Here is a 21,999-nt window from a genome sequence, read left to right as displayed (position 1 = left end):
GCAAAGTTTCTGGGGAACTATGCGACACCTGCTCGCTCTCGCGCTCGTCGCGATGACCACACTCGTCGCCGTGCCGTCGACCGCCGCCGAGTCCGGCGACGACGAGCCCGTCGGCCGTCTCATGCTCGTGCTGGACTCCTCGGGATCGATGAGCGAGCTGACCGGCGACGGGCGCACCCGCATCGACGCCGCGAAGGACGCCCTGCGGGCGGTCGTCAACCAGCTCCCCGACGTGCAGCCCGTCGGCATGCGGGTCTTCGGCGCGACGCAGCCCACCCGCGCCGGCGCCGAGCTGTACTGCAGCGACTCGCAGAACGTCGCCCCCGTTGCGACGGACAACCGCGACGACCTGAACGCGGCGATCGATGCCTACGAGCCGTACGGCGAGACCCCCATCGCGTACGCCCTTCAGGAGGCCGGCACGGACCTGGGCACCGAGGGCCAGCGGTCGATCGTGCTCGTCAGCGACGGACTCGCCACGTGCGAGCCCGATCCGTGCGTCGTGGCCGAGCAGCTGCGCGCCGGTGGCGTCGACGTGCGCATCGACGTCGTGGGGCTCAACGTCGACGCCGCAGCGCGCGCCAGCCTCGAGTGCGTCGCGTCGGCGGGCGGCGGCACGTACTACGACGCGACCGACACCGCGAGCCTGGTCGACGGTCTGACGACGGCGCAGACCAGGTCCGCCCGGCCTTTCGACCTCACCGGCGAGCCGATCGAGGGCACGCCCGACGTGAGTGACGCGCCCCGCATGACGGCGCCGGGACAGTACGTCGACACCCTTCCGGTCGACGGTGAGCTGTTCTACCGCATCCCCCGCACGCAGATCGGCTCCACGATCCACGTCGGCGTCTCCTACATCGGCGAGTCCGGCTCGGCCGGCGAGTCGGTCCGCATGTCGCTGTACCCGGGAAGCGCGCCCGAGGGCTTGTCGTGCGCCTCGGGAAGCGCGTTCGGCAACGGCATCGGATCGGCCAATCCCTACCACTTCGACGGAGTCGCCAGCTGGAAGGCGACGCCGGACGACCCTTGCAACATCGACGAGGACCTGGTCCTCGCCCTGGAGAACTCCAATCCCGCGAACGCCGGGAAGCCGGTCGAGATCGCGGTCTACGAGGAGCCACCCCTTGCCGACGACGCTGATCGGGACGTCGAGCCCGCACCGGAGGCGCCCTCGTGGCAGACCCTGGAGCCGAGCGGCTCGCCGGAGACCGATGTCGTGCCGGGCTCGAGTCTCGCGAGCGCCCCGGTCCTCACCGACGGCTCCTACGAGCTGGGCATCAATCAGGGCGAGACCCAGGTCTTCGCGGTTCCGCTCGACTGGGGCCAGAACCTGCAGGCTCAGATCGACATGACGTTGACTCAACAGACCATCGATGCCGCCCACGTCGGCTACGGCTTCTCGATCGACGTCGTCGGGCCGCTGCGCACCGACGACGGCGACAATCTTTACGGCAAGGGCCGCCCTGCCGACTGGAACGAACCACTGATCCTCGCGAGCACGGCAGGCACTCCACTGAGGACCGGGACGCAGACGCCGACGGTCGCCTACCTGCAGCGAGCGGGGGCGTTGCCCGTCCGCGGAGCCGCCATCCCGGGGTACCGGTACGTGCAAGTCGCCTTCGAGGCCAACGTCGGGAGCAACACCCAGCCGTACACGCTGACGCTCAAGACCAGCGGCGAGGCAGGGGACGGTGCCCCCGAGTACGACACGTCACAGCTGTCCGCACCCGAGGCGGACTCCTCGCTCGTGTCGTCGCCCGTGCGGAACGTCGACACCGAGGCGACCTCGGCCGACGGCGACGCCGGTGACGACGGCGGGTTCCCGGTGCTGCCCGTGGGCCTCGGCGCAGCCGGCGTGCTCGCCCTTCTGGCGGCCGGGGCTCTGCTGATCCGCTCGCGCGTCAGCGCAGGCCGGTGACGACGGCCGCGACGACCAGGGCGAGGCCGGCGACCCCGAGCAGCCAGACCCCGACCGGGGTCCCGCGGCGCGAGCCGGCCTCACCCTGCGCCGGCTCGCGTGGCACCCCGGGCCCGGCGACGGGAGGGGCCGGGAGCGGCTGGCGCGGGGCCACACGGCGACGGCGGGTGGGGTCGGTCTCGCGGACCGCTGTCGCAGCGACCTGGGTGGGTCCGGGCCCGGTGGGCGAGCTGGTCGCCGGCTGCTCGTCGCGACCCGCTGCGCCGGCGGGACCCCCGGGTCCCCAGCCGTCGGGCCATTCGGGCAGGTGCGAGAACACCTCGACGGGCTCCCCCGAGGCGGCCGGTACCGGCACGGCGACGAGTGCCGCGCCGGCCTCGGCGGCCGTGGCGTAGCGCTGCTCCGGATCGGGATCGACCAGACGCGCGATGACGCTGGCGAAGGGGCCCGGCGGGACCACGACCGATCCGTCAGACCTGGGGCGTTCGGCGGTGAGCATCTCGACCAGCACGACGCCGGCCGCGTAGAGGTCCTGGCGCGGATGCGGGTCGGCATCGGTGAAGACCTCCGGCGCCGCGTAGCCCGGTGTGTGCACGACCTCCCAGGCCCGGGTCAGCCGGGGCTCGTCGCGGACCGCTGCGATGCCGAAGTCCGACAGCCGCAGGACCGGGGGCGCCGTGCCCGTGGCCTCGAGCAGCAGGTTGGCGGGCTTGACGTCGCGGTGCACGAGTCCGGCGTCGTGCACCGCCTGCAGCGCGAGGAAGAGCTGACGGCCGACCTCACGCACCCAGGCCGCCGGCAGCGGGCCGTGGTCCGCGACGACCTGGGCCACCGAGCCGCCGCCGATGATGGGCATCGCGAAGAGCACCGTGCCGTCCTCGGCCGACCACCCCGTGGGCGCCACGACGTGGGGGTGCTCCACCCGGGTCGAGGACTCGCGCACGAATCGCAGCAGCGAGGCGCTGTCGGCCTGCCGCTGCAGCTTGGCGGCGCGGTAGACACCGTCGCGCAGGTCCCAGACCCGCCAGACGTCGCCCATGCCTCCCCGACCGAGGAGGTCGACGAGCTGGTAGCGACCCGCGAAGACCTGCGTCACCCGGCCACCCTAGCCGCGCGCGGCCGGTCCGCCACGGCGGCGATTGGCTTCTGGGGCCCGGGAGGAGGATCCTGACGGAACCATGACCCTGCCCCGCCGGCTCTCCAGCAGCCCGTTCGCCCCGCCCGCCCCGCCCGCGTCACGCAGCTACGAGGTGGGCCAGCGGGTCACGCACGACGCGCACGGCCTGGGCCGCGTCGTCAACGTCTCCGGCGAGACCGCCGTCACGGTCGACTTCGGCACCTGCACCTGCCACTTCTCGCTGCCCTGCGCGAGCCTGGACGTGCTCTGAGGGACGGCTCCGCGCCTCGCTACGGTCACCGCTGACCGCCCTGCGGCGGCGTCACCCCGAGGCCTCCCCTAGACTCGCCCCGCATCCCTGACGTGTCCGAGGAGATCATTCGTGAGCACCCCCCTGCAGAAGGTCCTGATCGCCAACCGCGGTGAGATCGCCGTCCGCGTGATCCGAGCGGCGAAGGATGCCGGCATCGGTTCCGTCGCCGTCTACGCCGAGCCCGACCGCGACGCGCTCTTCGTGCGTCTGGCGGACGAGGCCTACTCCCTGGAGGGCGCGACGCCGGCCGACTCCTACCTGTCGATCGAGAAGATCATCGCCGTCGCCCAGAAGAGCGGCGCCGACAGCGTCCACCCCGGCTACGGCTTCCTGGCCGAGAACGCCGACTTCGCGCAGGCCGTGATCGACGCCGGGCTGATCTGGATCGGCCCGCCCCCCTCGGCGATCGAGAACCTCGGCGACAAGGCCAAGGCCAAGCAGATCGCCCTGAAGGCGAACGCCCCCCTGGCGCCCGGCACCAAGGAGCCGGTCAAGAACGCCGACGAGGTCCTCGCCTTCGCCGACGAGCACGGTCTCCCGGTCGCGATCAAGGCGGTCTTCGGTGGCGGCGGCCGCGGCCTCAAGGTCGCCCGCACCCGCGAGGAGATCCCCGGCCAGTACGAGTCGGCCGTCCGCGAGGCCGTCTCGGCCTTCGGTCGCGGCGAGTGCCTGGTCGAGAAGTTCCTCGACAAGCCGCGCCACGTCGAGACGCAGTGCCTCGCCGACAGCCACGGCAACGTCGTGGTCGTCTCGACCCGCGACTGCTCCCTGCAGCGCCGCCACCAGAAGCTCGTCGAGGAGGCGCCCGCGCCGTTCCTGTCCGACGATCAGCTCGAGCGCCTCTACGCCTCCTCCAAGGCGATCCTCACCGAGGCCGGATACGTCGGCGCCGGCACGTGCGAGTTCCTCGTCGCGCGCGACGGCACCATCAGCTTCCTCGAGGTCAACACCCGCCTGCAGGTCGAGCACTGCGTCTCCGAGGAGGTCACGGGTCTCGACCTCGTGCGCGAGATGTTCCGCATCGCGGCGGGCGAGGAGCTCGGCTACGACGACCCCGAGATCATCGGTCACTCGATCGAGTTCCGCATCAACGCCGAGGACGGCGGCCGGGGCTTCCTCCCCGCCCCGGGCACCCTCACCGCCTGGGAGCCGCCGTCGGGCCCCGGCGTGCGCCTCGACTCCGGCTACGTCAACGGTGAGACGATCCCGGGCGCCTTCGACTCGCTGGTCGCCAAGCTCATCGTGACCGGCCGCACGCGCCAGCAGGCGATCGAGCGCTCGCGTCGTGCGCTCGACGAGTTCGTCGTCGACGGCATGCCGACCGTGATCCCCTTCCACCGTGACGTGCTCGACAACCCGGCCTACACCGCCACGAACGCCGATGGCAGCACCGGATCGTTCGACGTCTACACGACCTGGATCGAGACCGACTACGACAACCAGCTCGAGCCGTACGTCGCGGCCGGCAGCGAGGCGGACGAGCCCGCCGAGCGCGAGCGCGTCGTCGTCGAGGTCGGGGGCAAGCGCATCGAGGTCGTCCTGCCCGGCTCGCTCGGCGTCACCGCCGCAGCGTCCGGCGGCGCCAAGAAGGCCAAGAAGGGCCGCAAGGGCGGCGGTGCCGGTGCGGCCGTCTCCGGCGACTCGCTGACCTCGCCCATGCAGGGCACCGTCGTCAAGCTCGCGGTCGAGGAGGGCCAGGAGGTTGCCGAGGGCGACCTGGTCGTCGTGATCGAGGCCATGAAGATGGAGCAGCCCATCAACGCCCACAAGGCCGGCGTCATCACGAGCCTCGCGGCCGAGGTCGGTGCGACCATCGGCGCCGGCGCGGTCGTCGCCGACATCAAGGACGCCGACGCCTGAGCGGTCCCCGTCACACGAGCAAGGCCCCCGCGGACGTCCGCGGGGGCCTTGCTCGTCGTGGGCGAGGGTGCGTCAGGACACCGTGGGAATCGATCGCAGCTCGGCCATCGCCTGGTCGATCAGGGCGTCGGCGTCGGCGGCGCCGCGCGACTGGCGCAGCAGCGACCACGCGCGGCTCGCGATGACCGTGGCCGGGTCGACCGCCGACTCGCGCCGCTTCCACCGCGGTGCGACGACCTGCGGGTCAGGCGTCGTGCAGTACGCCTCGAGCTCGTCGTAGCGCTCGTCGAGCACGCGCGAGGACGGGTCCAGGTTCGCGATCAGCAGCGTGCCCGTGGGGTTGGAGTTGAGCGGCAGGAGCACGAGGTCGGGACGGTGCTCCTCGAGGATCTCCATGACCTTGTAGACGTCGCCGGCCCACGCGTTGGTGCGCCGGATCCGGAAGGCCTCCAGATCGTTGCGCGGCAGCATGTCGTCGAACACGATGACACCCGAGCGCGACATGAGCTTCTCGAGGTTCATGAAGTCTCGCAAAGCGAACTCCGACAGGTGCATGCCGTCGATGAAGGCGAAGTCGAGCGGGACACCGTCGAAGTGCTCGACCGCGTCCGGCTTGGCGAAGAAGTCGTCGCTCTTCTCGATGTGCACCTGGATGTGCTCACCGAGGTCGTACGTGATGTGGGGAGCGGGATCGACCCCGATCGAGGGCATGTCGACGTAGGACAGGCTCGCTCCGTTGTCGATGCCGATCTCGAGGTAGGTCCGCGCGCCGATGGCCTCCTGCAGGCCACGCAGGACCTGGTGGCGACCGAGGGAGGCCGTGGGGAACTTCTCGAACCGGTCCGGCGTGACCCAGCCGACGTTCTGCTCCTGGTTGACGATGCCCTCGAGCTCGATGCGCTCCAGCTCGGCGATGCGCTGCGCCCGGCGCTGACCGTCGAAGCGTCCGGCGAGCGCACGCCAGAGGTTGTTGGCGCCCTTGTAGAGCCGTGATCCGGTGCGCGTCTCGATCGCGTGCAGGATCTTGTCCTTCACGGACTCGTTCAGCAGGGGCACGTGGGGTCCTCTCGTCTCGGCGCAGGCCGATGGCGTTCGCTCCGGGTGGCCCGGCGCATCCCTCGCGCAGGGCGGCGGAGACACCGCCAGCGTCTGCTCCAGCTGGGCACGACGCCAAGGGCTGGGCCGCACCCGAGCAGTATAGGACGGGGCCGGACCTGACCCCGTCCTCCACGCCGTCAGGAGATCGGCGATCCCGCCGTGTAGTACGCCTTCTGGGCGGCGGGGAGCTGCTCGATCGGCGGCAGCTTGCCGCCATTCGCCTTCAGCAGGGCCGCGTACGACGTCACGTGCTGGATCGTCCGGCCCGAACCGCGGTAGATCTCCGCCCCGCCGGCGAACTGCACGTACGTGCCGTCGAGCTCCGGCGCCCCCTGCGGCACGAGCGCGGCCGTGGCGCTGCGCCAGCTGACGATCGACGGCGTGGCGCCTCCGGCGAGCTCCAGCAGGCGGCTCCACGAGCGCACGTGGTGCCGTTCGCCACCGACCACCACGAAGACGTGCGGCTGGCCGGGCACCTGCACGAACAGCGGCGTCGAGGCGGGGGCGGCCGCGGACCCGAGGACCGGGCAGGCCGCGGCGCTGATCGCAAGCGGCCTGAGCCCAGAGCTCTCCCACTCGCCCACGGTCGCCAGTCGGCCGTTGCCGGCCAGGTAGCCCGCGCCCGCGCAGGTCACGGCCGGCGCGAGCGGGCCCGAGCGCGGGTTCGTCGCGAGCAGGCCGTCAGGGATCGTGACGAGTCGCGTCACGCCGAGGTCGGCAGCGATGTCGAAGGACGTGATCGGCGTCAGGTCGAGATCGGTCGAGCTCAGGTACACCTGGCTCTTCGACTGCTCCTTGACGAGCACGCCGGCCTCCACGACGGCCGGTCCCTGGCTGTACCGGGCCGCACCTGCCGCCGACATCTGGGCCACGTAGGCCGAGCTGCCGCGGACCGCGACCCACGCCGCGTTCGTCGTGATCGGGCGACGCTGCCAGCCCGACATCAGGTTGATCGCCGCGCCGGTCTCGATCGAGAACACCGGCCCGACCTCGTCACCGGTCCGGAAGCGTCCCACCTGCCCGGCCGAGAGCGGCAAGAAGGAATTGACGCGGTAGCCGTACCGGTCGACCAGGTCGGTCGAGGGGAATCGATGCTTGGTGCCGTCGGACTGCAGCAGGTAGAGCGTCTGCGTCGACTGGTCCCGCACGTAGCGCGACGCGGGAGTGCCGGTCGGGTAGGCGTTCAGGGTCCCGGCGTCGACGGTGCGGACCGAGCCCCCGAAGCCGGCGGCGAGCACGGCGAACTCGGCCCCGTCGACGACGTGGTGCTTGGTGCCGTCGACGAGCAGGTACACCTTCGGGTCGGCCGCCGTCTTGACGAAGCTCGTGCCGACGGACGCCAGACCTGCCTCGACCTGGTCGGCCATGCCGCCGGGTCCGTTGAGCCAGCCGAACACCTGGTTGCCGGGGCACGCGGTCGACTTCACGCTGCGGTGGCCGTCGATCCGCCTGATCGTGACGCCACCGATCGAGTACGAGCCCTTGGCGGGCACCCCGAACAGCGAGTGACGCCACGTCGCGAGCCGCACGAGCGAGCTGGTCATCTCCAGCGGCGGGACGGCGCTCGTGAACTCGCCCATCAGGGAGATGCCGGTCGTGTTGGCGTTGACGGCGGAGTTGCCCGCGTGGGCGCCGTAGGGCGTCTTGGTGATGCCCCCGGCACGACCCTCGAAGATCTGGCCGTAGCGGTCGATCAGGAAGTTGTAGCCGATGTCGCACCAGCGCTGGCCGTCCATGTGGTACGCCTGGATCGAACGGACGATGCCGCCGGACTGTTGCGGGCTGTAGTTGTTGCTGCCTGCCGTGTGGTGGACGATCGTGCCCTGGAACGTGCCGTTGGACGGTGCCGCGCCACAGCCCGAGCCTCCGTACGGCCGCGCGCCCCAGGCCGCGCGGGTCGTGATGGGCGGCTGCGTCGTGGTGGCCTGGGTCAGCGCGGCCTGCGTCAGGGTGGGGGCCGTGCCCGGCGAGACGGTCACGAGGGTCAGACCCGTGGGATCGATGTCGGCGCTGGCCACGATGCGGGCCTGCGCGGCCTGGGACGGACCGATCCACTTCGGCTCGGTCCCGGGGATGCCACCCTCGGCCGGCTCGTCCTCGGGGTCCAGGACGGTCCACGGCGACCATGTCCCGTCCTGCTGCCAGCGGACCTGGACCTCGGCGACGTCAGCCGGGACTCCCCCGGTCCAGGTGACACCGAGGAGCTCGAACGAGGGCAGGTCGTGCGGTGCGAGCTCGGCGACGACGACGCCGTCCTGGATCGTCGGAACGGCCGGATCGGCGACCGCGACGAGAGCGGCGTCCTGAGGCGTATAGGGCTCGCGCTCGGCCTCCGGCGTGACGGTGAACTCACGCTTCGCGACCTCGGCAGGTTCCCCCGCCGTGTCCGACGTGCGCACCTGCGAGACCGTCACCGCGACGAGCAGCGCGGCCAGCACGGCCGTCACAGCCAGGATCGGGACACAGCGCAGCAGCAGTGCGCGTCGCGTGCGACGCACGCGCTGACGGCGGGATCGGCGGCCGAGCATGAATTCTCCCCATCCGGCGGTGACTCAGGGGGAAGGCTCACCGCCAGCCACGATTAGACACCACTTTGGTCCCATACGCCACAGGCCTCACATAACTACATGCGTGTGATTCTGACTGGAACGCCAGCCTTCGTCCGGCAGGACCTTCGTCACGGCCGGCACGCCGCCTGCGGGGTCACTCAGGCCGGTGGATGCGGCGTGCGACCTCCGCCACGGTGCCCGACATCGACGGGTAGACCGTGAACGCGTTGGCGACCTGGTCGACCGTCAGGCTCGTCATGACCGCGAGCGAGACGACGTGGATCAGCTCGCTGGCTCGCGGACCGACGATGACGCCGCCGATCACGGTGCCGCTGCCCCGGCGGGCGAACAGCTTGACGAACCCGTCGCGGACGCCCTGCATCTTCGCCCGCGGGTTGGCCGCCAGCGGCAGCATCGCGACGTCGGCCTCGATGCCCTGCTCGTCGAGCTTCTTCTGCGAGAGCCCCACCGTCGCGATCTCCGGCGAGGTGAAGATGTTGCTCGAGACCTCCGAGAGCGCGAGCGGGTGGACGGCCGAACCGAGCACGTGCGACATCGCGATGCGTCCCTGCTGGGCCGCGACCGATGCGAGCATCAGCACGCCGGTGCAGTCGCCGGCCGCGTACACCCCGGGCGCCGTGGTGCGCGAGACCCGGTCGACCCGCACGAATCCGCCGTCGTCGAGCAGGATGCCGTTCTCGGCCAGTCCCAGGCCCTCGGTGTTGGGGATCGAGCCGAGCGCCAGGAGGCAGTGCGACCCCTCCACGGTGCGACCATCGGTGAGCGTGACCACGACGCGGTCACCGGTCCGCTCGACCGAGTCCATCCGGGAGTTGCCGAGCACGTCCATGCCCCGGCGCCGGAACACGTCCTCGATCGTGTCGGCGGCGTCGGGGTCCTCGCCCGGCAGCACGCGGTCGCGGCTCGACACCAGGGTCACACGGGCACCCAGACCGTTGTAGGCGCTCGCGAACTCGGCACCCGTCACGCCGGAGCCGACCACGATCATGTGCTCGGGAACCTCCTGGAGGGCGTAGACCTGCTCCCAGGTGAGGATGCGCTCGCCGTCAGGCTGGGCACTGGCGACCACGCGCGGGTGCGCCCCGGTGGCGATCAACACCGCATCGGCCTCGAGGGTCTCGACGTCGCCGTCGGGCGTCGTGACCTCGACCGTGGTGCCACTCACGAGTCGGCCGGTGCCCCGCACGGTGCGCACGCCGCTGGACGCCAGGCGCTCCCCGATGTCGCGGGACTGCGCCAGCGCGAGATCGAGCACGCGGCGGTTGACCTGGGCGAGGTCGGCGTGGACGCCGGAGGGGAGCTCGACGCCGAGCTCGAGCGACTCGGCGACCTCGGTCAGCACGTCGGCCGTGGCGATCAGGGTCTTGCTCGGCACGCAGTCGGTCAGGACGGTCGACCCGCCCCAGCCGTCGCGTTCGACGATCGTGACCTCCGCGCCGTGCCGCGCCGCCACGAGGGCTGCTTCGTATCCGCCGGGTCCGCCACCGATGATCGCCACGTGAGTCACGCGACCAGTGTCCCGCACTCGCGTCCTACTTCGAAGTCAGGTGAGGTCCCCGCGGCGCCAGGCCGGGAGCTGCGCGCTGAGCTCGCTGAACAAGGCCCCGTTGAGGCCGAAGACGCCCTTGACCTCGGCCAGCACGCGCTGCTGCTCCGAGGCGTCCAGCGGCAGCGCGTCGAGGCGCCCGCGGTAGGCGTCCTTGTACGGCTTCGGCTTGGGGATCTCCGGGAACGCGTAGAACGCGACCCCGGCGCCGTCCAGGTCGAACTCGCGGGCTAGGAGCCGGCCGATGGCCTGGCCGCCCGACAGGTCACCGAGGTATCGCGTGTAGTGGTGCGCGACGAACGTGCCACCCCAGGCCGCGGCCCGCTGGATGCGCGAGACGTAGGCGTCGGTGGCCGGGCTCACGTGCGCGACGGGACCGCCCCAGAACTCCAGGTCGGCGTCGATCGCGGCCAGGCGGTCGAGCCGGGGGTCGATCACGGCCGACGCGATCGGGTCGGTGCCGAGCGAAGCGGCCGCGCCCTCCAGCGCCGCGTAGACACGGCGCAGGCACGAGAGGTAGACCGCGTAGCCCTCGCCGGAGACCCGTCCGGCCAGCAGCTCGGTCATGAACGACGAGCCCTCGGCGTCGCGGTGCTCTGCGGTGGAGCCCTCGCGCAGGAGGGCGGACAGCGGTGTCACGACGGGTGACTCCTGGGCGATGGTCATCTCACTCCTGCGGCTGGCGACGGCCCCGGGCGGGTCCAGTCAACATCATGGCGAGTTTCATGACACCACGTCGTGAACGATCTGACAATGTGACGTCATCGAGATGACATCCTGTCGGGACATGCCCTAAGGTAAGTCGAACCTTAATCAGGTTACCGTAACCTAACTCCCACCGTCATCTCATTCGTCGAGTCACTTCGGAGGAACTCGTCCCGTGCTGCGCCGTCGTCTGCTCGCCGCCCCTGTTGTGGTGACCCTCCTGGCCGCCGCGGCCTGCGTGCCAGGACCTGGAGGCGGTCACGGTGCGGTCGGCTCCGACCAGGCGCCACCGCCGCTCTCCGAGGTCACCCCGCTCGACGACCCGCGTGGCTGGGAGGGCCCGGTCCACGCCGGCCTCGGCGGGGTCGAGATCCGACCCGTCACCGACGACGCCGCTCCTCAGCTCCCCGTCACGCTCACCGACGCCCAGGGCACCGAGGTCACGGTCACCGAGGTCGACCGGATCCTCGCGCTCGACATCTACGGCACGCTCTCGCAGACGGTGTTCGAGCTCGGTCTGGGCGAGTCTCTCGTGGGACGCGACGTGTCGACCCAGTTCGACGAAGCCCGCGACCTGCCGCTCGTCACCAGTAACGGCCACGAGCTGAACGCCGAGTCGATCCTCGCCCTCGACCCGACGCTGATCATCACCGACACGTCCCTCGGACCGTGGGACGTGGTCCTGCAGATGCGCGACGCCGGCATCCCGGTCGTCGTCGTCGACTCGACCCGCAGCCTCGAGAACATCGCGACCATCACGTCCCAGGTCGCCGCAGCCCTCGGGGTGCCCGACCTGGGCGTGAAGCTCAGCGACCGGATCATGGCCGAGACCCAGGCCGTCATCGACGAGATCGCCGCCGTCGCCCCGAGCCCGCCGGCCGAGCAGCTGCGCACCGTGTTCCTGTACGTGCGCGGCCAGGCCGGCGTCTACTACATGTTCGGCGAGGGCTCGGGCGCCGACGACCTGATCGCGTCCCTCGGCCTGTACGACGTCACCGCCGAGATCGGGTGGTCCGGCATGAAGCCCGTCAACGACGAGGGCGTCATCGCCGCGCAGCCCGAGCTGATCATCATGATGACGAAGGGCCTGGACTCGGTCGACGGCGTCGACGGACTGCTCGATCGGCTCCCCGCCCTGGCCAACACCCCCGCCGGGCAGAGCCGGCGCATCGTCGACATGGACGACAGCCAGGTCCTGAGCTTCGGCCCGCGCACGCCGGACGTCCTGAACTCCCTGGCCGTGTCGATCTACGCCCCCGAGGCGCTGACATGACTCTCACGACCCCCCGCCCCTCAGCGCCCGCCGGCGCCACCGAGCCCCGGCTGCCGAGGACTCGCGTCGCCCGCAGCTCGGCCCTCTTCGGCGTGCTGCTCGTCGCCGGCGCGGTGCTGACGGTCGTCGCCGCCGGACGCGGCCAGCTCGAGATCCCCGCCGACGAGGTGCTCGGATCGATCCTGCACCGTCTCGGTCTGGATCTCGGTCCGATGCCGACCCACCCCCAGGGCGACGCCGCCCTGTGGCAGGTCCGCTTCCCCCGCGTCGCGATGGCGCTGGTGGTCGGCGCCTCCCTCGCGGCAGCCGGCGCCTTGATGCAAGGCGTCTTCGGCAACCCGCTCGCCGAGCCGGCGGTCGTCGGCGTCTCGGCGGGCGCCGCGTTCGCCGCCGGCATCGTCATCGTCTACCAGCTGACCTTCGCCGGGGAGTGGACGATCGCGATCTTCGCCTTCGCGGGCGGCCTGGTCACGACCCTGCTCGTCTACGTCATGTCGCGGGCCGACGGTCGCACCGAGGTCGTCACCCTGGTCCTGACCGGCATCGCGATCAATGCGGTGTGCTCGGCCGGTCTCGCCTTCCTGCTGTTCATCGGCGACACCCAGGCCCGCGAGGAGATCGTCTTCTGGCAGCTCGGCAGCCTCAACGGCACCCGCTGGCAGTACGTCTGGGTCGCCGCACCGATCGCCGCGGTCGGGCTGGTCGGCGCCGTGCTCCTCGCCCGCAAGCTCGACATCCTCTCGCTCGGCGACCGCGCCGCGCGGCACGTCGGCCTCGACGTCGAGCGGGTCCGCATCGGTGCCATCGTGCTCGTCGCACTCCTGACGGCCGCGGGCGTGGCCTTCGCCGGCATCGTCGCCTTCGTGGGCCTGGTCGTGCCCCACGTCGTACGCATGATCGTCGGCCCCGGACACCGGGTGCTCGTGCCCGCGTCGGCCCTGGCGGGTGCGGTGCTGCTGCTGGGTGCCGACCTCGTCGCGCGCACCGCGGTCGACACCGCCGACCTGCCGATCGGCATGATCACCTCCCTCGTCGGCGGTCCGTTCTTCTTCTGGCTCCTGCGCCGCACCCGCCGCACCGCGGGAGGCTGGTCATGAGCCTTCGCGTGCAGGGCGTCGACGTGACGATCGCCGGCCACCAGGTGCTCACCGACGTCGACGTCTCGATCGCCCCCGGTGAGCTCCTCGCGCTGGTCGGCCCGAACGGCGCCGGCAAGACGACCCTCCTGAACGTGCTCGCCGGCGACCTCGAGCCCCGGGCGGGTTCGGTCGAGCTCGACGGCCGCCCCGTCGCCGGCATCCGGGTGCGCGACCTCGCACGTCGCCGCGCCGTGCTCCCCCAGGAGCAACGACTGGCCTTCGGCTTCCGCGTCATCGACGTCGTCCGCATGGGCCGCTCCCCCTGGACCGGTACCGCGGCGGAGGACCGCGACGACGAGGTCGTCGCGGCCGCGATGGACCGCACCGACGTCATCCACCTCGCCGAGCGCATCTACCCCACGCTGTCCGGCGGCGAGAAGTCGCGCACCTCCCTGGCCCGGGTCATCTCGCAGGCGACCGAGATCGTCCTGCTCGACGAGCCGACGGCGGCCCTCGACATCCGCCACTCCGAGCAGGTCCTCACCGAGGCCCGTCGCCTCGCCCGCGCCGGGCACGCAGTCGTGGCCGTCCTGCACGACCTGTCGATCGCCGCGGCCCACGCCGACCGGATCTGCGTCCTGGCGGACGGCCGGGTGCGTGCCGACGGCCCGCCGAGCGAGGTCATGCGGCCCGACCTGCTCGCCGAGGTCTACGGGCACCCCGTCGACGTCATCACCCACCGCGACCGCCTCGTCGTCATCCCCCACACGATCGACGACGCTCTCCCCGAGGAGGCCCCGTGCGTCCCCACGCCCTGACACCGCTGATCCGGACCCACCGCCCGACGGCCACCCTGCTCGGCCTGCTCGTCGCCTGCGCCGCCGTGCTGATCGGCCCGGAATCACCCGCCGAAGCCGTCGGACGCGTGTCGGTCGCGAACCCGGACGGCGCTGCCGTCATCGACACCACCTACGCCACGGACCTCACCGTCTCGGGCTCGGGCTTCCAGTCGATCCAGGGTGGCCACGGCGGCATCTACGTCTTCTTCGGCACGGTCTCGAACGGGTGGCAGCCCAGCGCGGGCGGCCAGACCGGCCGGGACTACTTCTACGTCCCCGACAGCGAGAGCGCCGACAACCAGGGATTCCAGAAGTACGTGGCCTTCCCCGGCAGTGACACCGGCGCCTCCGCCAACGGCGGCCAGATCGACGCCGACGGCACGTGGAGCACCTCGCTGACCGTGCCGGGTGCGACGTTCCAGGCCGCCGACCGCGACGGCAACGTCAAGCAGATCGACTGCACGCAGGTGCAGTGCGGCATCATCACGATCGGCGCCCACGGTGTCGTCAACGGCACGAACGAGTCGTTCACCCCCGTCGAGGTCGGCGACCTCTACGGCGGCCAGGCCCCGGCCGACGCGGCTCCCGCCGTCGCGCCCGAGGTCGTCCCCGCCCAGCCCGGTGCCGTCACGGCCGTCGCCGAGCTCAAGGTCGACCGGACCGCCGCGCTCCCCGGTCGCATCATGACCTTCACCGCCGTGGGTCTGGTCCCCGGGGAGCTGGTCGTCGCGACGCTCGACGACGGGCTCGCGGCCGCCGGGCCGATCGCGGTCGGCACGAATGGTCAGGTGGCCGGCGCCCTCCAGCTCCCGCTCGACCTCGAGCCCGGCACCCACACGCTCAGGCTCTCCGGCGAGCAGGGACTCACCGTCTCCTTCGCGGTGCGCGCGCTGGACGACCAGGGGAAGCCTCCCTGGCTGGCCATCGGGATCGCCATCGCCGCGGGTGTGCTGCTGCTCCTGGCCCTCGCGGGCTCCGCCCTCTGGATCCGTTCTGCTCGTCGAAAGGCCGCCGCATGACCGCCCTGCGCCGCGCGCTCGTCGCGCTCCTGCTCACCGGCCTGCTGGCCGCCTGGGTCGCACCTGCATCGGCCGAGGAGATCGCGCCGCCGCCAGGGTCCGGGGCACCGGCTCCGGACGGCGAGGGCCCGACGGCCCCCGACGCCGAGGACCCGGTCGACCCCGCCGACCCCGGTCCGGTCGAGCCCGCAGAGCCCGGCGAGCCCGATCCGGTCGACCCGGTCGACCCCGTCGAGCCCGGCGAGCCCGGCACCGGCGAGCCGGACGGCACCGTGACCGGCGCCGTCCTGCGCTGGGGCCTCAACCACGAGTCGAACAACCGGGCCTTCGCGCCGCACACCTTCAACTTCTTCCGCGCCGGCAGGCTCCCGGACCCGGGCCGCGGTGGCGTCGTCATGACCTCGGCCCAATGGACCGGGGTCGACGGCAACGTGTCGATCGAGAAGTGGGACGGGTCCAGCTACCGCCCCGCCGACTGGTCCGGGCTCTCCACCGACGAGACCGGCACGACGATCCCGAGTCCGACGTCCGGAAAGTTCTCCGGTCATCAGGTCGTCTTCGCCAACGGTTCCGGAACCGTCGACCCGCACGCGGGCGCCATGTCACTGACCTGGGACGGCGACGTCACGGTCGTCTACTACTCCGGCATGAGCTTCTTCTACCTCAGCGACCCGACGCTCGACATCACCGGCGGCAGCGGCACGTTGACCGCGGAGCTGTCCGGGTTCGCCTCGTCGCAGCTCGACCCGACGCAGTGGGGCTCGGTCGCCCCACGCCGTGTCACGGTCGCCACGTTCTCGGACGCCACGATCAGCGCCGACGGCGTGCTGCAGGCCACGCCCGACTATGCGGGGGTCCTCAACGGCCTGCCCGAGCAGGTTCGCACCGGGGCGGACGCCGGATCCTTCCCGACCGACTTCATCGAGTTCCAGCAGGAGGCCGGAGCAGCGTCGTACTGGTTCTCCAGCGGTGGATCCACCGACCGGTTCAAGGCCGCACTGCCCGTGACGGTCCTCGTCGATCCCGCGATGCTGCCGCCCGCCCCCGTGGTGCCGGTCGTGTCGAACCCGGTCGCGCCGGTGAACTCGATCCTCACCCCTCCGCCGCGCAGCACCCCCCGGGCCGCGGCGCCGCGAGTGGCCCCGGTAGCGACGGTCCCAGCGCCACCGCCGGCACCGGCGGCGTACCAGTCCGCGGGTGACCACGGCTGGGTGCTCGGCCAGGTGCCGGTGTCCGACCAGCTCGTGTGGTGGCTGCTGGCAGCGGCTCTCCTGACGATGGCCGCCTCGACGGTCACCGCTTCGGCGGTGTACGCGCACCGACTGCGGCCGCGTGCGTGATCGCTCTTCCCTCCCCCGCTTATCCCCCAGGCCGGTACCCCGGCACCCCTCGAGAAAGGCACGACATGTCCAGCACCAGACTGCGTCGCGCGGTGGCCACGGCCTTCGCCGCGACGCTCGCCACGGGAGGCCTCGTCATGGCGACGACGCCGAGCGCGGCGGCAGCGGCGTCGACCGTCGCGTCCCCCGCCAGCGCCATCAGCGACGCCACCTTCGTCTGGGGCGTCAGCGGCTACGCCCAGGACGGCATCTTCGGTCCGTGGACGTTCACGGACTTCACCGGCGACGCCACGTACCTCGAGGGCAACGTCGGCGCGACGCCCAACCCCCACCCACAGACCGAGTACCTCGTCGATCCGGTCCCGGCGACCTCGTTCCCGACCTCCAAGGCCGGCAAGGCGCCCAACGCCGTCAAGTTCAGCGAGGGCACCGGTACCCGCAAGGCCGACGGCAGCACCACCGTCACGTGGGACGGCTCGTACACGGTCAACGCCTACCCGCCGCAGTTCGGCGCACCCGACGAGATCTACACCGACCCCCAGCTGACGATCAACGCCGACGGTTCGGGGTCCCTGACGTTCGACTTCACGATCGGTGCCGGCATCGACCAGGGTGGCAACGAGTTCCCGGCCGAGTCCTTCGGCCGCGTGACGCTCGCCAGCTTCGGTGCGGGTGACGTCGCCGTGGGACAGGACAACGCCATCCGGGTCACCCCCGACTACCAAGGCGTCACGAACGGCCTCCCCGGACAGGACACGAGCTGCACCGCCGCGAACGGCAGCACCGGCTGGTGGGGCTCCTGGCCGCAGGAGTTCATCGACGCGATCGACGAGACGGCCGTCGTGTCGCACTTCTACTCGACCGGCTGCGGCGGCAAGCAGGACACCAAGCCGGCTCTGCCGTTCGACGTCGACTTCGACACCACGACCCCGACCGTCACGGTCAGCGAGACCGTCGTGGATCCGACTGAGGACACCGTGACCGTCACGGTGACCGGCACGAACTTCCTGCCCGAGCTGTCGCAGGCCACCCGTGCGCCCGTGTGCGCGGCCGGCCCGCCGGCGCCGTGCGGCAAGTCCGGTGGCTACTACGTCGCGTTCGGCAAGTTCGCCGAGGTCTGGCAGCCTTCGGCGGGCGCCGCCGGGTCGACGCGCTCGGTCGACGCCGGCAACGTCGCGCTGACGAAGTGGGCCAATCCGGCCTCGAACGGCTACGTGGCCCCGAACGGGCAGAACACGGTCCTCGCCGAGAACGGTTCGTTCTCGACGACGCTCGAGCTCGACAAGGACGCGATCGACGAGATCGCGTCCGCCGGCGCCACGACGCAGTACGGCGTCGCGGTCTACCCCGCCAGCGGTGGCAAGACCTCGGTCGGCGAGGTCCTCGTGCCGGTCACGTTCGCCAGCGACCCGGACCCGGAGCCGCCGTTCACCGACCTGCTGGGGGCGCCATTCGCGGACGAGATCACCTGGCTGTCCACCCAGGGCATCACGACGGGCTACGCCAACGGCGACGGCACGTTCGCCTACCGCGGGTCGGAGTCGGTGCTGCGTGAGCAGATGGCGGCCTTCCTCTACCGCTACACGAACGACGGCGCCAACCCCGCCGAGAGTGCCCCGCTCGCGACGTTCGCCGACGTCCCGTCCGGTCATGCCTTCAGCCGCCACATCGCGTGGCTGGCCGACCAGGGGATCACGACGGGCTACGCGGGCAACACGTTCCGCCCCAGCGCGCCGGTGCTGCGCGAGCAGATGGCGGCGTTCCTGTACCGCCTGGCCGACGAGCCCGAGTTCACGCCGCCGGCCGCCTCGCCGTTCTCCGACGTCCCCACGAGCCACCCGTTCTACCGGGAGATCACCTGGCTCGCGTCGACCGAGATCACGACGGGCTACCCCGACGGCACGTTCCAGGGCTCGGCCCCGGTCCTGCGCGAGCAGATGGCCGCGTTCCTGTTCCGGTTCGACCGCCTGCCGAGCTGATCTGACGGCACGACCCGTGCGGGGTGGTCCGGAGACCGGGCCACCCCGCTCGTCGTCGGGTCGGCCGGGCGTCAGGCGCGAACGGCCCGGCTCACGAAGTCGGCGACCGTCTCGGGATCGAGGCGCCGCGGCTGCAGGCAGGCGTTGATCAGCGCGACCGCGGCCGGGAGGTCGTCGACCGCGAACAGCCCGGTGTCGCACCCCTGCTGGAGGATCTCCAGCAGCACCGCCTCGACCTCCACGACGTGGTCGCGCATCTGAGCGAGGGCCGCGGGCGACAAGAGACCCCACAGCTCGGGGCCGAAGCCGAAGTGCAGATCGCCCTGGCGCTCGATGTGGTGGCGGACGTACAGGCGCAGGGACTCCACGGGCGTCCTCGACCCGACGAGCGCGGCACGGGCGGACGTGACGTACTCCGTGGTCTCGTGCAGGGCGAGCCCGACGACGACGGCTTCCTTGTCGCGGAAGTGGTTGTAGAACGCCGTGCGACCGACCCCCGCGCGTGCCGCGATGTCGCTCAGCGTGATGGCGGCGTAGCCGCGCTCCTCCATCAGGGCGATGAAGGCCTCGAACACCTGGGACCTCACCTGCGCCCGATGGGCAGCGAGCGTGTCACCCACGATCTTCGGCACCACTCCAGGGTACGGGACACGACCGGTCCAGCAGGGCTCCTCGCTGCGCCACCGCGCCGCTCCTCTGTCGTACGGTGGCTCGGTGAACCCCTACGAAAGTGCCGAGCGCGCTGCTGACGTCCTCCGCGAGCGCACCGGAGGCGGTGACCACGACGTCGCCGTGGTCATGGGCTCGGGCTGGATGCCGGCCGCCGACGCACTCGGCGATCCCGAGCACGAGGTCCCCCTGGCCGACCTCCCCGGCTTCAGCGCCCCTGCCGTGGCCGGTCACGGTGGGACGGTCCGCTCGCTGCGGCTCGGTGACCGCCGCGCGCTCGTCTTCCTGGGCCGCACGCACTTCTACGAGGGCAAGGGAGTCGAGGCGGTCGTGCACGGCGTGCGCACGGCCGCAGCGGCCGGCGTGCGCAGTCTCGTGCTGACCAACGGGTGCGGCGGGCTCGTGCCCGAGTGGACGCCCGGCACGCCCGTGCTCATCAGCGACCACATCAACCTGACCGCGTCCTCACCGCTGGTCGGCGCCACGTTCGTCGACCTGACCGAGGTGTACTCCCGGCGCCTGCGCGACCTCGTGCGCGAGATCGACCCGACGCTCGCCGAGGGCGTGTACGCCCAGGTCACCGGGCCGCACTACGAGACGCCGGCCGAGATCGGCATGATCCGGGCGGTCGGCGGCCACCTCGTCGGCATGTCGACGGCCCTGGAGGCCATCGCGGCGCGCGAGGCCGGGCTGGAGGTGCTGGGCATCTCCCTGGTCACGAACCACGCCGCAGGCACGACCGGCGAGCCGCTGAACCACGAGGAGGTCTTGGAGGCCGGCCGCCTGGCCGCCACCCGCATGGGCGGACTCCTCGCCGACGTCCTGACGCGAATCTGAGCATGGACACCGATCTGCAGCAACGGGCGCTCGCCTGGATCGATCAGGACCCCGACCCGCAGACACGCGACGAGCTCCGGGACCTGCTCGACGCCGGTGCCGAGGCCGAGGTCCGGGCGCGGTTCTCCGGCCGCCTGGAGTTCGGCACCGCGGGCCTGCGCGGGGAGCTCGGGGCCGGCCCGCAGCGGATGAACCGGGTCGTGGTGGCCCAGGCTGCCGCGGGCCTGGCCGCGTACCTGCTCGAGCACGAAGCGGCACCGTCGGCGGTCATCGGCTTCGACGCCCGGCACAACTCCGACGTCTTCGCGCGCGACACCGCCGAGATCCTCGCCGGAGCAGGTGTCCGTGCGGTCCTTCTTCCCGAGCCCCTCCCCACCCCCGTGCTGGCCTTCGCGATCGGCCACCTCGGCCTCAGCGCCGGCGTCATGGTCACGGCCTCGCACAACCCCCCGCGCGACAACGGCTACAAGGTCTACCTGGGCGACACCAGTCAGATCGTGCCGCCGGCCGACACCGACATCTCCGCCGCGATCGACCGCGTCGGGCGGGTCGACGAGCTGCCGCGCTCCGACGACTACGAGGTGGCCGGAGCCGAGGTCGCCGGCGCCTACGTCGCGGCGGCCGCCGCGACCGTCCCACCCGGCCCCCGTGAGGTCACGGCGGTCTACACACCCATCCACGGGGTGGGCCTGCGCACGCTCGAGCGCGCCGTCGAGGCGGCCGGCTTCCCCGCCCTCCTGCCCGTGCCGGACCAGGCCGAGCCGGACCCGGACTTTCCGACCGTCGCCTTCCCCAATCCGGAGGAGCCCGGGGCGATGGACCTCGCGCTGGCGCTGGCGCGGTCGTCGGCGGCCGATCTGGTGATCGCCAACGATCCCGACGCCGACCGGTGCGCCGTGGCAGTGCCCACGGGGCCCGACGACTGGCGCATGCTGACCGGCGACGAGGTCGGGGCCCTGCTGGCCGACCTGCTGCTGCGTCGCGGGACGCCGGGCACCTACGCGTCCTCGATCGTCTCGTCGGACCTGCTCGGCCGTCTGGCCGCCGCCCACGGCAGGACCTGGCAGCAGACCCTCACGGGGTTCAAGTGGATCGGCAAGATCCCGGACCTCGCGTTCGGCTACGAGGAGGCGCTGGGCTACAGCGTCGCCCCGGCGATCGCGCGTGACAAGGACGGCGTCACCGCCGCGCTCTCGGTCCTGGCGCTCGCCGCCGAGCTGCGGACCCAGGGCCGCACCTTGCTGGACCGCATCGACGAGCTGCACCGGGAGCACGGCGTTCACGCGACGGGCCAGCTCTCGGTGCGGGTCGACGACCTGGCGATCATCGCCACCGCGATGACCACGCTGCGCACTTCACCCCCAGCAGTGCTCGCCGGTCTCGAGGTCACGTCGGTCGACGACCTCGCGGAGGGCTATCGCGGGCTGCCGCCGACCGACGGCATCCGGCTGGGCCTGGGCGAGGGCACACGCGTCATCTGCCGCCCGTCGGGCACCGAGCCCAAGCTCAAGTGCTACCTCGAGGTCGTCGAGCCTGCAGGGGACGACCTCGCCGCAGCCCGCGACCGGGCCGCGACCACGCTCGAGGCGATCCGCGCCGACCTCGCCGCAGCCCTCGGTCTCTGAGGGACGGCACGGGCCGCGAGCACCTGGTGCTCGCGGCCCGTGTCCGTCATCGTGCGGCCATCATCCCGCGGAGGTGGTGGCCTGCTCGTCGTAGCGGGAGAGGAAGGCCGCCATCTGCTCACGCAGCACCGGCTCGGACCCGCGGAACGTCCGCGACCCGTCAGCCTCGACGTAGCCCGTCGAGACGCCCGTGCTCTGCAACCAGACGATCT

General features: G+C 71.8%; 17 protein-coding genes. 11 read left to right on the top strand and 6 right to left on the bottom strand.

From position 1 onward, the window contains the following. The first annotated feature begins 52 nt into the window (after positions 1–52). Positions 53–1,918 carry a VWA domain-containing protein gene (locus tag KAG51_RS09520; protein WP_290583021.1) on the top strand — a complete coding sequence of 622 codons (1,866 nt, stop codon included), beginning with the start codon at positions 53–55 and terminating at the stop codon, positions 1,916–1,918. On the opposite strand, the gene KAG51_RS09515 is transcribed toward KAG51_RS09520, so the two are convergent. Continuing rightward, positions 1,902–3,014, bottom strand: a complete 1,113-nt coding sequence (locus KAG51_RS09515; RefSeq protein WP_290583019.1) for a serine/threonine protein kinase — start codon at positions 3,012–3,014, stop codon at positions 1,902–1,904. The two genes, KAG51_RS09520 and KAG51_RS09515, sit on opposite strands and share 17 nt — an antisense overlap. 82 nt (positions 3,015–3,096) lie before the next feature. On the opposite strand from KAG51_RS09515, the gene KAG51_RS09510 reads away from it, so the two are divergent. Beyond that, a complete protein-coding gene (locus KAG51_RS09510; protein WP_290583017.1) occupies positions 3,097–3,306 on the top strand; it encodes a hypothetical protein in 210 nt (69 codons plus the stop codon). Between the two features lie 111 nt (positions 3,307–3,417). Next, positions 3,418–5,208 (top strand): biotin carboxylase N-terminal domain-containing protein, encoded by a 1,791-nt coding sequence (locus KAG51_RS09505; RefSeq protein WP_290583015.1) that lies wholly within the window; start codon positions 3,418–3,420, stop codon positions 5,206–5,208. A 72-nt stretch (positions 5,209–5,280) separates the two neighbouring features. Here KAG51_RS09505 and KAG51_RS09500 read toward each other — a convergent pair whose 3' ends face one another. From KAG51_RS09500 to KAG51_RS09485, 4 genes are all read right to left on the bottom strand, one after another. Continuing rightward, the gene (locus tag KAG51_RS09500) at positions 5,281–6,264 is read right to left on the bottom strand and encodes a class I SAM-dependent methyltransferase (RefSeq protein ID WP_290583013.1); all 984 of its coding nucleotides are present in this window, start codon (positions 6,262–6,264) and stop codon (positions 5,281–5,283) included. Between the two features lie 179 nt (positions 6,265–6,443). After that, positions 6,444–8,834, bottom strand: coding sequence for an N-acetylmuramoyl-L-alanine amidase (locus tag KAG51_RS09495; protein ID WP_290583011.1), 2,391 nt, complete (start codon positions 8,832–8,834; stop codon positions 6,444–6,446). A gap of 175 nt (positions 8,835–9,009) precedes the next feature. Beyond that, positions 9,010–10,383, bottom strand: coding sequence for an NAD(P)H-quinone dehydrogenase (locus KAG51_RS09490; protein ID WP_290583009.1), 1,374 nt, complete (start codon positions 10,381–10,383; stop codon positions 9,010–9,012). A gap of 36 nt (positions 10,384–10,419) precedes the next feature. Further along, positions 10,420–11,088 carry a biliverdin-producing heme oxygenase gene (locus KAG51_RS09485; RefSeq protein ID WP_290583008.1) on the bottom strand — a complete coding sequence of 223 codons (669 nt, stop codon included), beginning with the start codon at positions 11,086–11,088 and terminating at the stop codon, positions 10,420–10,422. 214 nt (positions 11,089–11,302) lie between these two features. Between KAG51_RS09485 and KAG51_RS09480 the strand changes: the two genes are divergently transcribed. The 6 genes from KAG51_RS09480 (at position 11,303) to KAG51_RS09455 (ending at position 18,656) form a co-directional block, all read left to right on the top strand. Continuing rightward, positions 11,303–12,400: an ABC transporter substrate-binding protein gene (locus KAG51_RS09480; RefSeq protein WP_290583006.1), complete on the top strand. Its 1,098-nt coding sequence runs from the start codon at positions 11,303–11,305 to the stop codon at positions 12,398–12,400. After that, the gene (locus KAG51_RS09475) at positions 12,397–13,497 is read left to right on the top strand and encodes an iron ABC transporter permease (RefSeq protein WP_290583004.1); all 1,101 of its coding nucleotides are present in this window, start codon (positions 12,397–12,399) and stop codon (positions 13,495–13,497) included. Before KAG51_RS09480 ends, KAG51_RS09475 begins: the two co-directional genes overlap by 4 nt. After that, complete coding sequence (locus KAG51_RS09470; RefSeq protein WP_290583002.1) at positions 13,494–14,297, top strand: heme ABC transporter ATP-binding protein; 804 nt, start codon at positions 13,494–13,496, stop codon at positions 14,295–14,297. Before KAG51_RS09475 ends, KAG51_RS09470 begins: the two co-directional genes overlap by 4 nt. Then, positions 14,279–15,337 carry a hypothetical protein gene (locus KAG51_RS09465; RefSeq protein WP_290583000.1) on the top strand — a complete coding sequence of 353 codons (1,059 nt, stop codon included), beginning with the start codon at positions 14,279–14,281 and terminating at the stop codon, positions 15,335–15,337. Before KAG51_RS09470 ends, KAG51_RS09465 begins: the two co-directional genes overlap by 19 nt. After that, the gene (locus KAG51_RS09460) at positions 15,334–16,677 is read left to right on the top strand and encodes an HtaA domain-containing protein (RefSeq protein WP_290582998.1); all 1,344 of its coding nucleotides are present in this window, start codon (positions 15,334–15,336) and stop codon (positions 16,675–16,677) included. The genes KAG51_RS09465 and KAG51_RS09460 overlap by 4 nt, the downstream gene beginning before the upstream one ends. Positions 16,678–16,742: 65 nt before the next feature. Continuing rightward, positions 16,743–18,656 carry an S-layer homology domain-containing protein gene (locus KAG51_RS09455; RefSeq protein WP_290582996.1) on the top strand — a complete coding sequence of 638 codons (1,914 nt, stop codon included), beginning with the start codon at positions 16,743–16,745 and terminating at the stop codon, positions 18,654–18,656. A 71-nt stretch (positions 18,657–18,727) separates the two neighbouring features. Here KAG51_RS09455 and KAG51_RS09450 read toward each other — a convergent pair whose 3' ends face one another. Continuing rightward, positions 18,728–19,288, bottom strand: coding sequence for a TetR/AcrR family transcriptional regulator (locus KAG51_RS09450; protein WP_290582994.1), 561 nt, complete (start codon positions 19,286–19,288; stop codon positions 18,728–18,730). 82 nt (positions 19,289–19,370) lie between these two features. On the opposite strand from KAG51_RS09450, the gene KAG51_RS09445 reads away from it, so the two are divergent. Both KAG51_RS09445 and KAG51_RS09440 read left to right on the top strand, forming a co-directional pair. Further along, a complete protein-coding gene (locus tag KAG51_RS09445; RefSeq protein ID WP_290582992.1) occupies positions 19,371–20,162 on the top strand; it encodes a purine-nucleoside phosphorylase in 792 nt (263 codons plus the stop codon). A 2-nt stretch (positions 20,163–20,164) separates the two neighbouring features. Beyond that, positions 20,165–21,787 (top strand): phospho-sugar mutase, encoded by a 1,623-nt coding sequence (locus KAG51_RS09440; protein ID WP_290582990.1) that lies wholly within the window; start codon positions 20,165–20,167, stop codon positions 21,785–21,787. Positions 21,788–21,999: the final 212 nt, after the last annotated feature.

The sequence above is a fragment of the Aeromicrobium sp. genome, from assembly GCF_023146395.1.
Lineage (GTDB): Bacteria > Actinomycetota > Actinomycetes > Propionibacteriales > Nocardioidaceae > Aeromicrobium.
This window is presented reverse-complemented; position numbering and strand designations above follow the sequence as displayed.

Coding starts and splice junctions, on each gene's coding strand:
- KAG51_RS09520 (WP_290583021.1), top strand. CDS start 53: ATGACCACACTCGTCGCCGTGCCGTCGACCGCCGCCGAGTCCGGCGAC.
- KAG51_RS09460 (WP_290582998.1), top strand. CDS start 15,334: ATGACCGCCCTGCGCCGCGCGCTCGTCGCGCTCCTGCTCACCGGCCTG.
- KAG51_RS09510 (WP_290583017.1), top strand. CDS start 3,097: ATGACCCTGCCCCGCCGGCTCTCCAGCAGCCCGTTCGCCCCGCCCGCC.
- KAG51_RS09495 (WP_290583011.1), bottom strand. CDS start 8,834: ATGCTCGGCCGCCGATCCCGCCGTCAGCGCGTGCGTCGCACGCGACGC.
- KAG51_RS09440 (WP_290582990.1), top strand. CDS start 20,165: ATGGACACCGATCTGCAGCAACGGGCGCTCGCCTGGATCGATCAGGAC.
- KAG51_RS09485 (WP_290583008.1), bottom strand. CDS start 11,088: ATGACCATCGCCCAGGAGTCACCCGTCGTGACACCGCTGTCCGCCCTC.
- KAG51_RS09470 (WP_290583002.1), top strand. CDS start 13,494: ATGAGCCTTCGCGTGCAGGGCGTCGACGTGACGATCGCCGGCCACCAG.
- KAG51_RS09475 (WP_290583004.1), top strand. CDS start 12,397: ATGACTCTCACGACCCCCCGCCCCTCAGCGCCCGCCGGCGCCACCGAG.
- KAG51_RS09455 (WP_290582996.1), top strand. CDS start 16,743: ATGTCCAGCACCAGACTGCGTCGCGCGGTGGCCACGGCCTTCGCCGCG.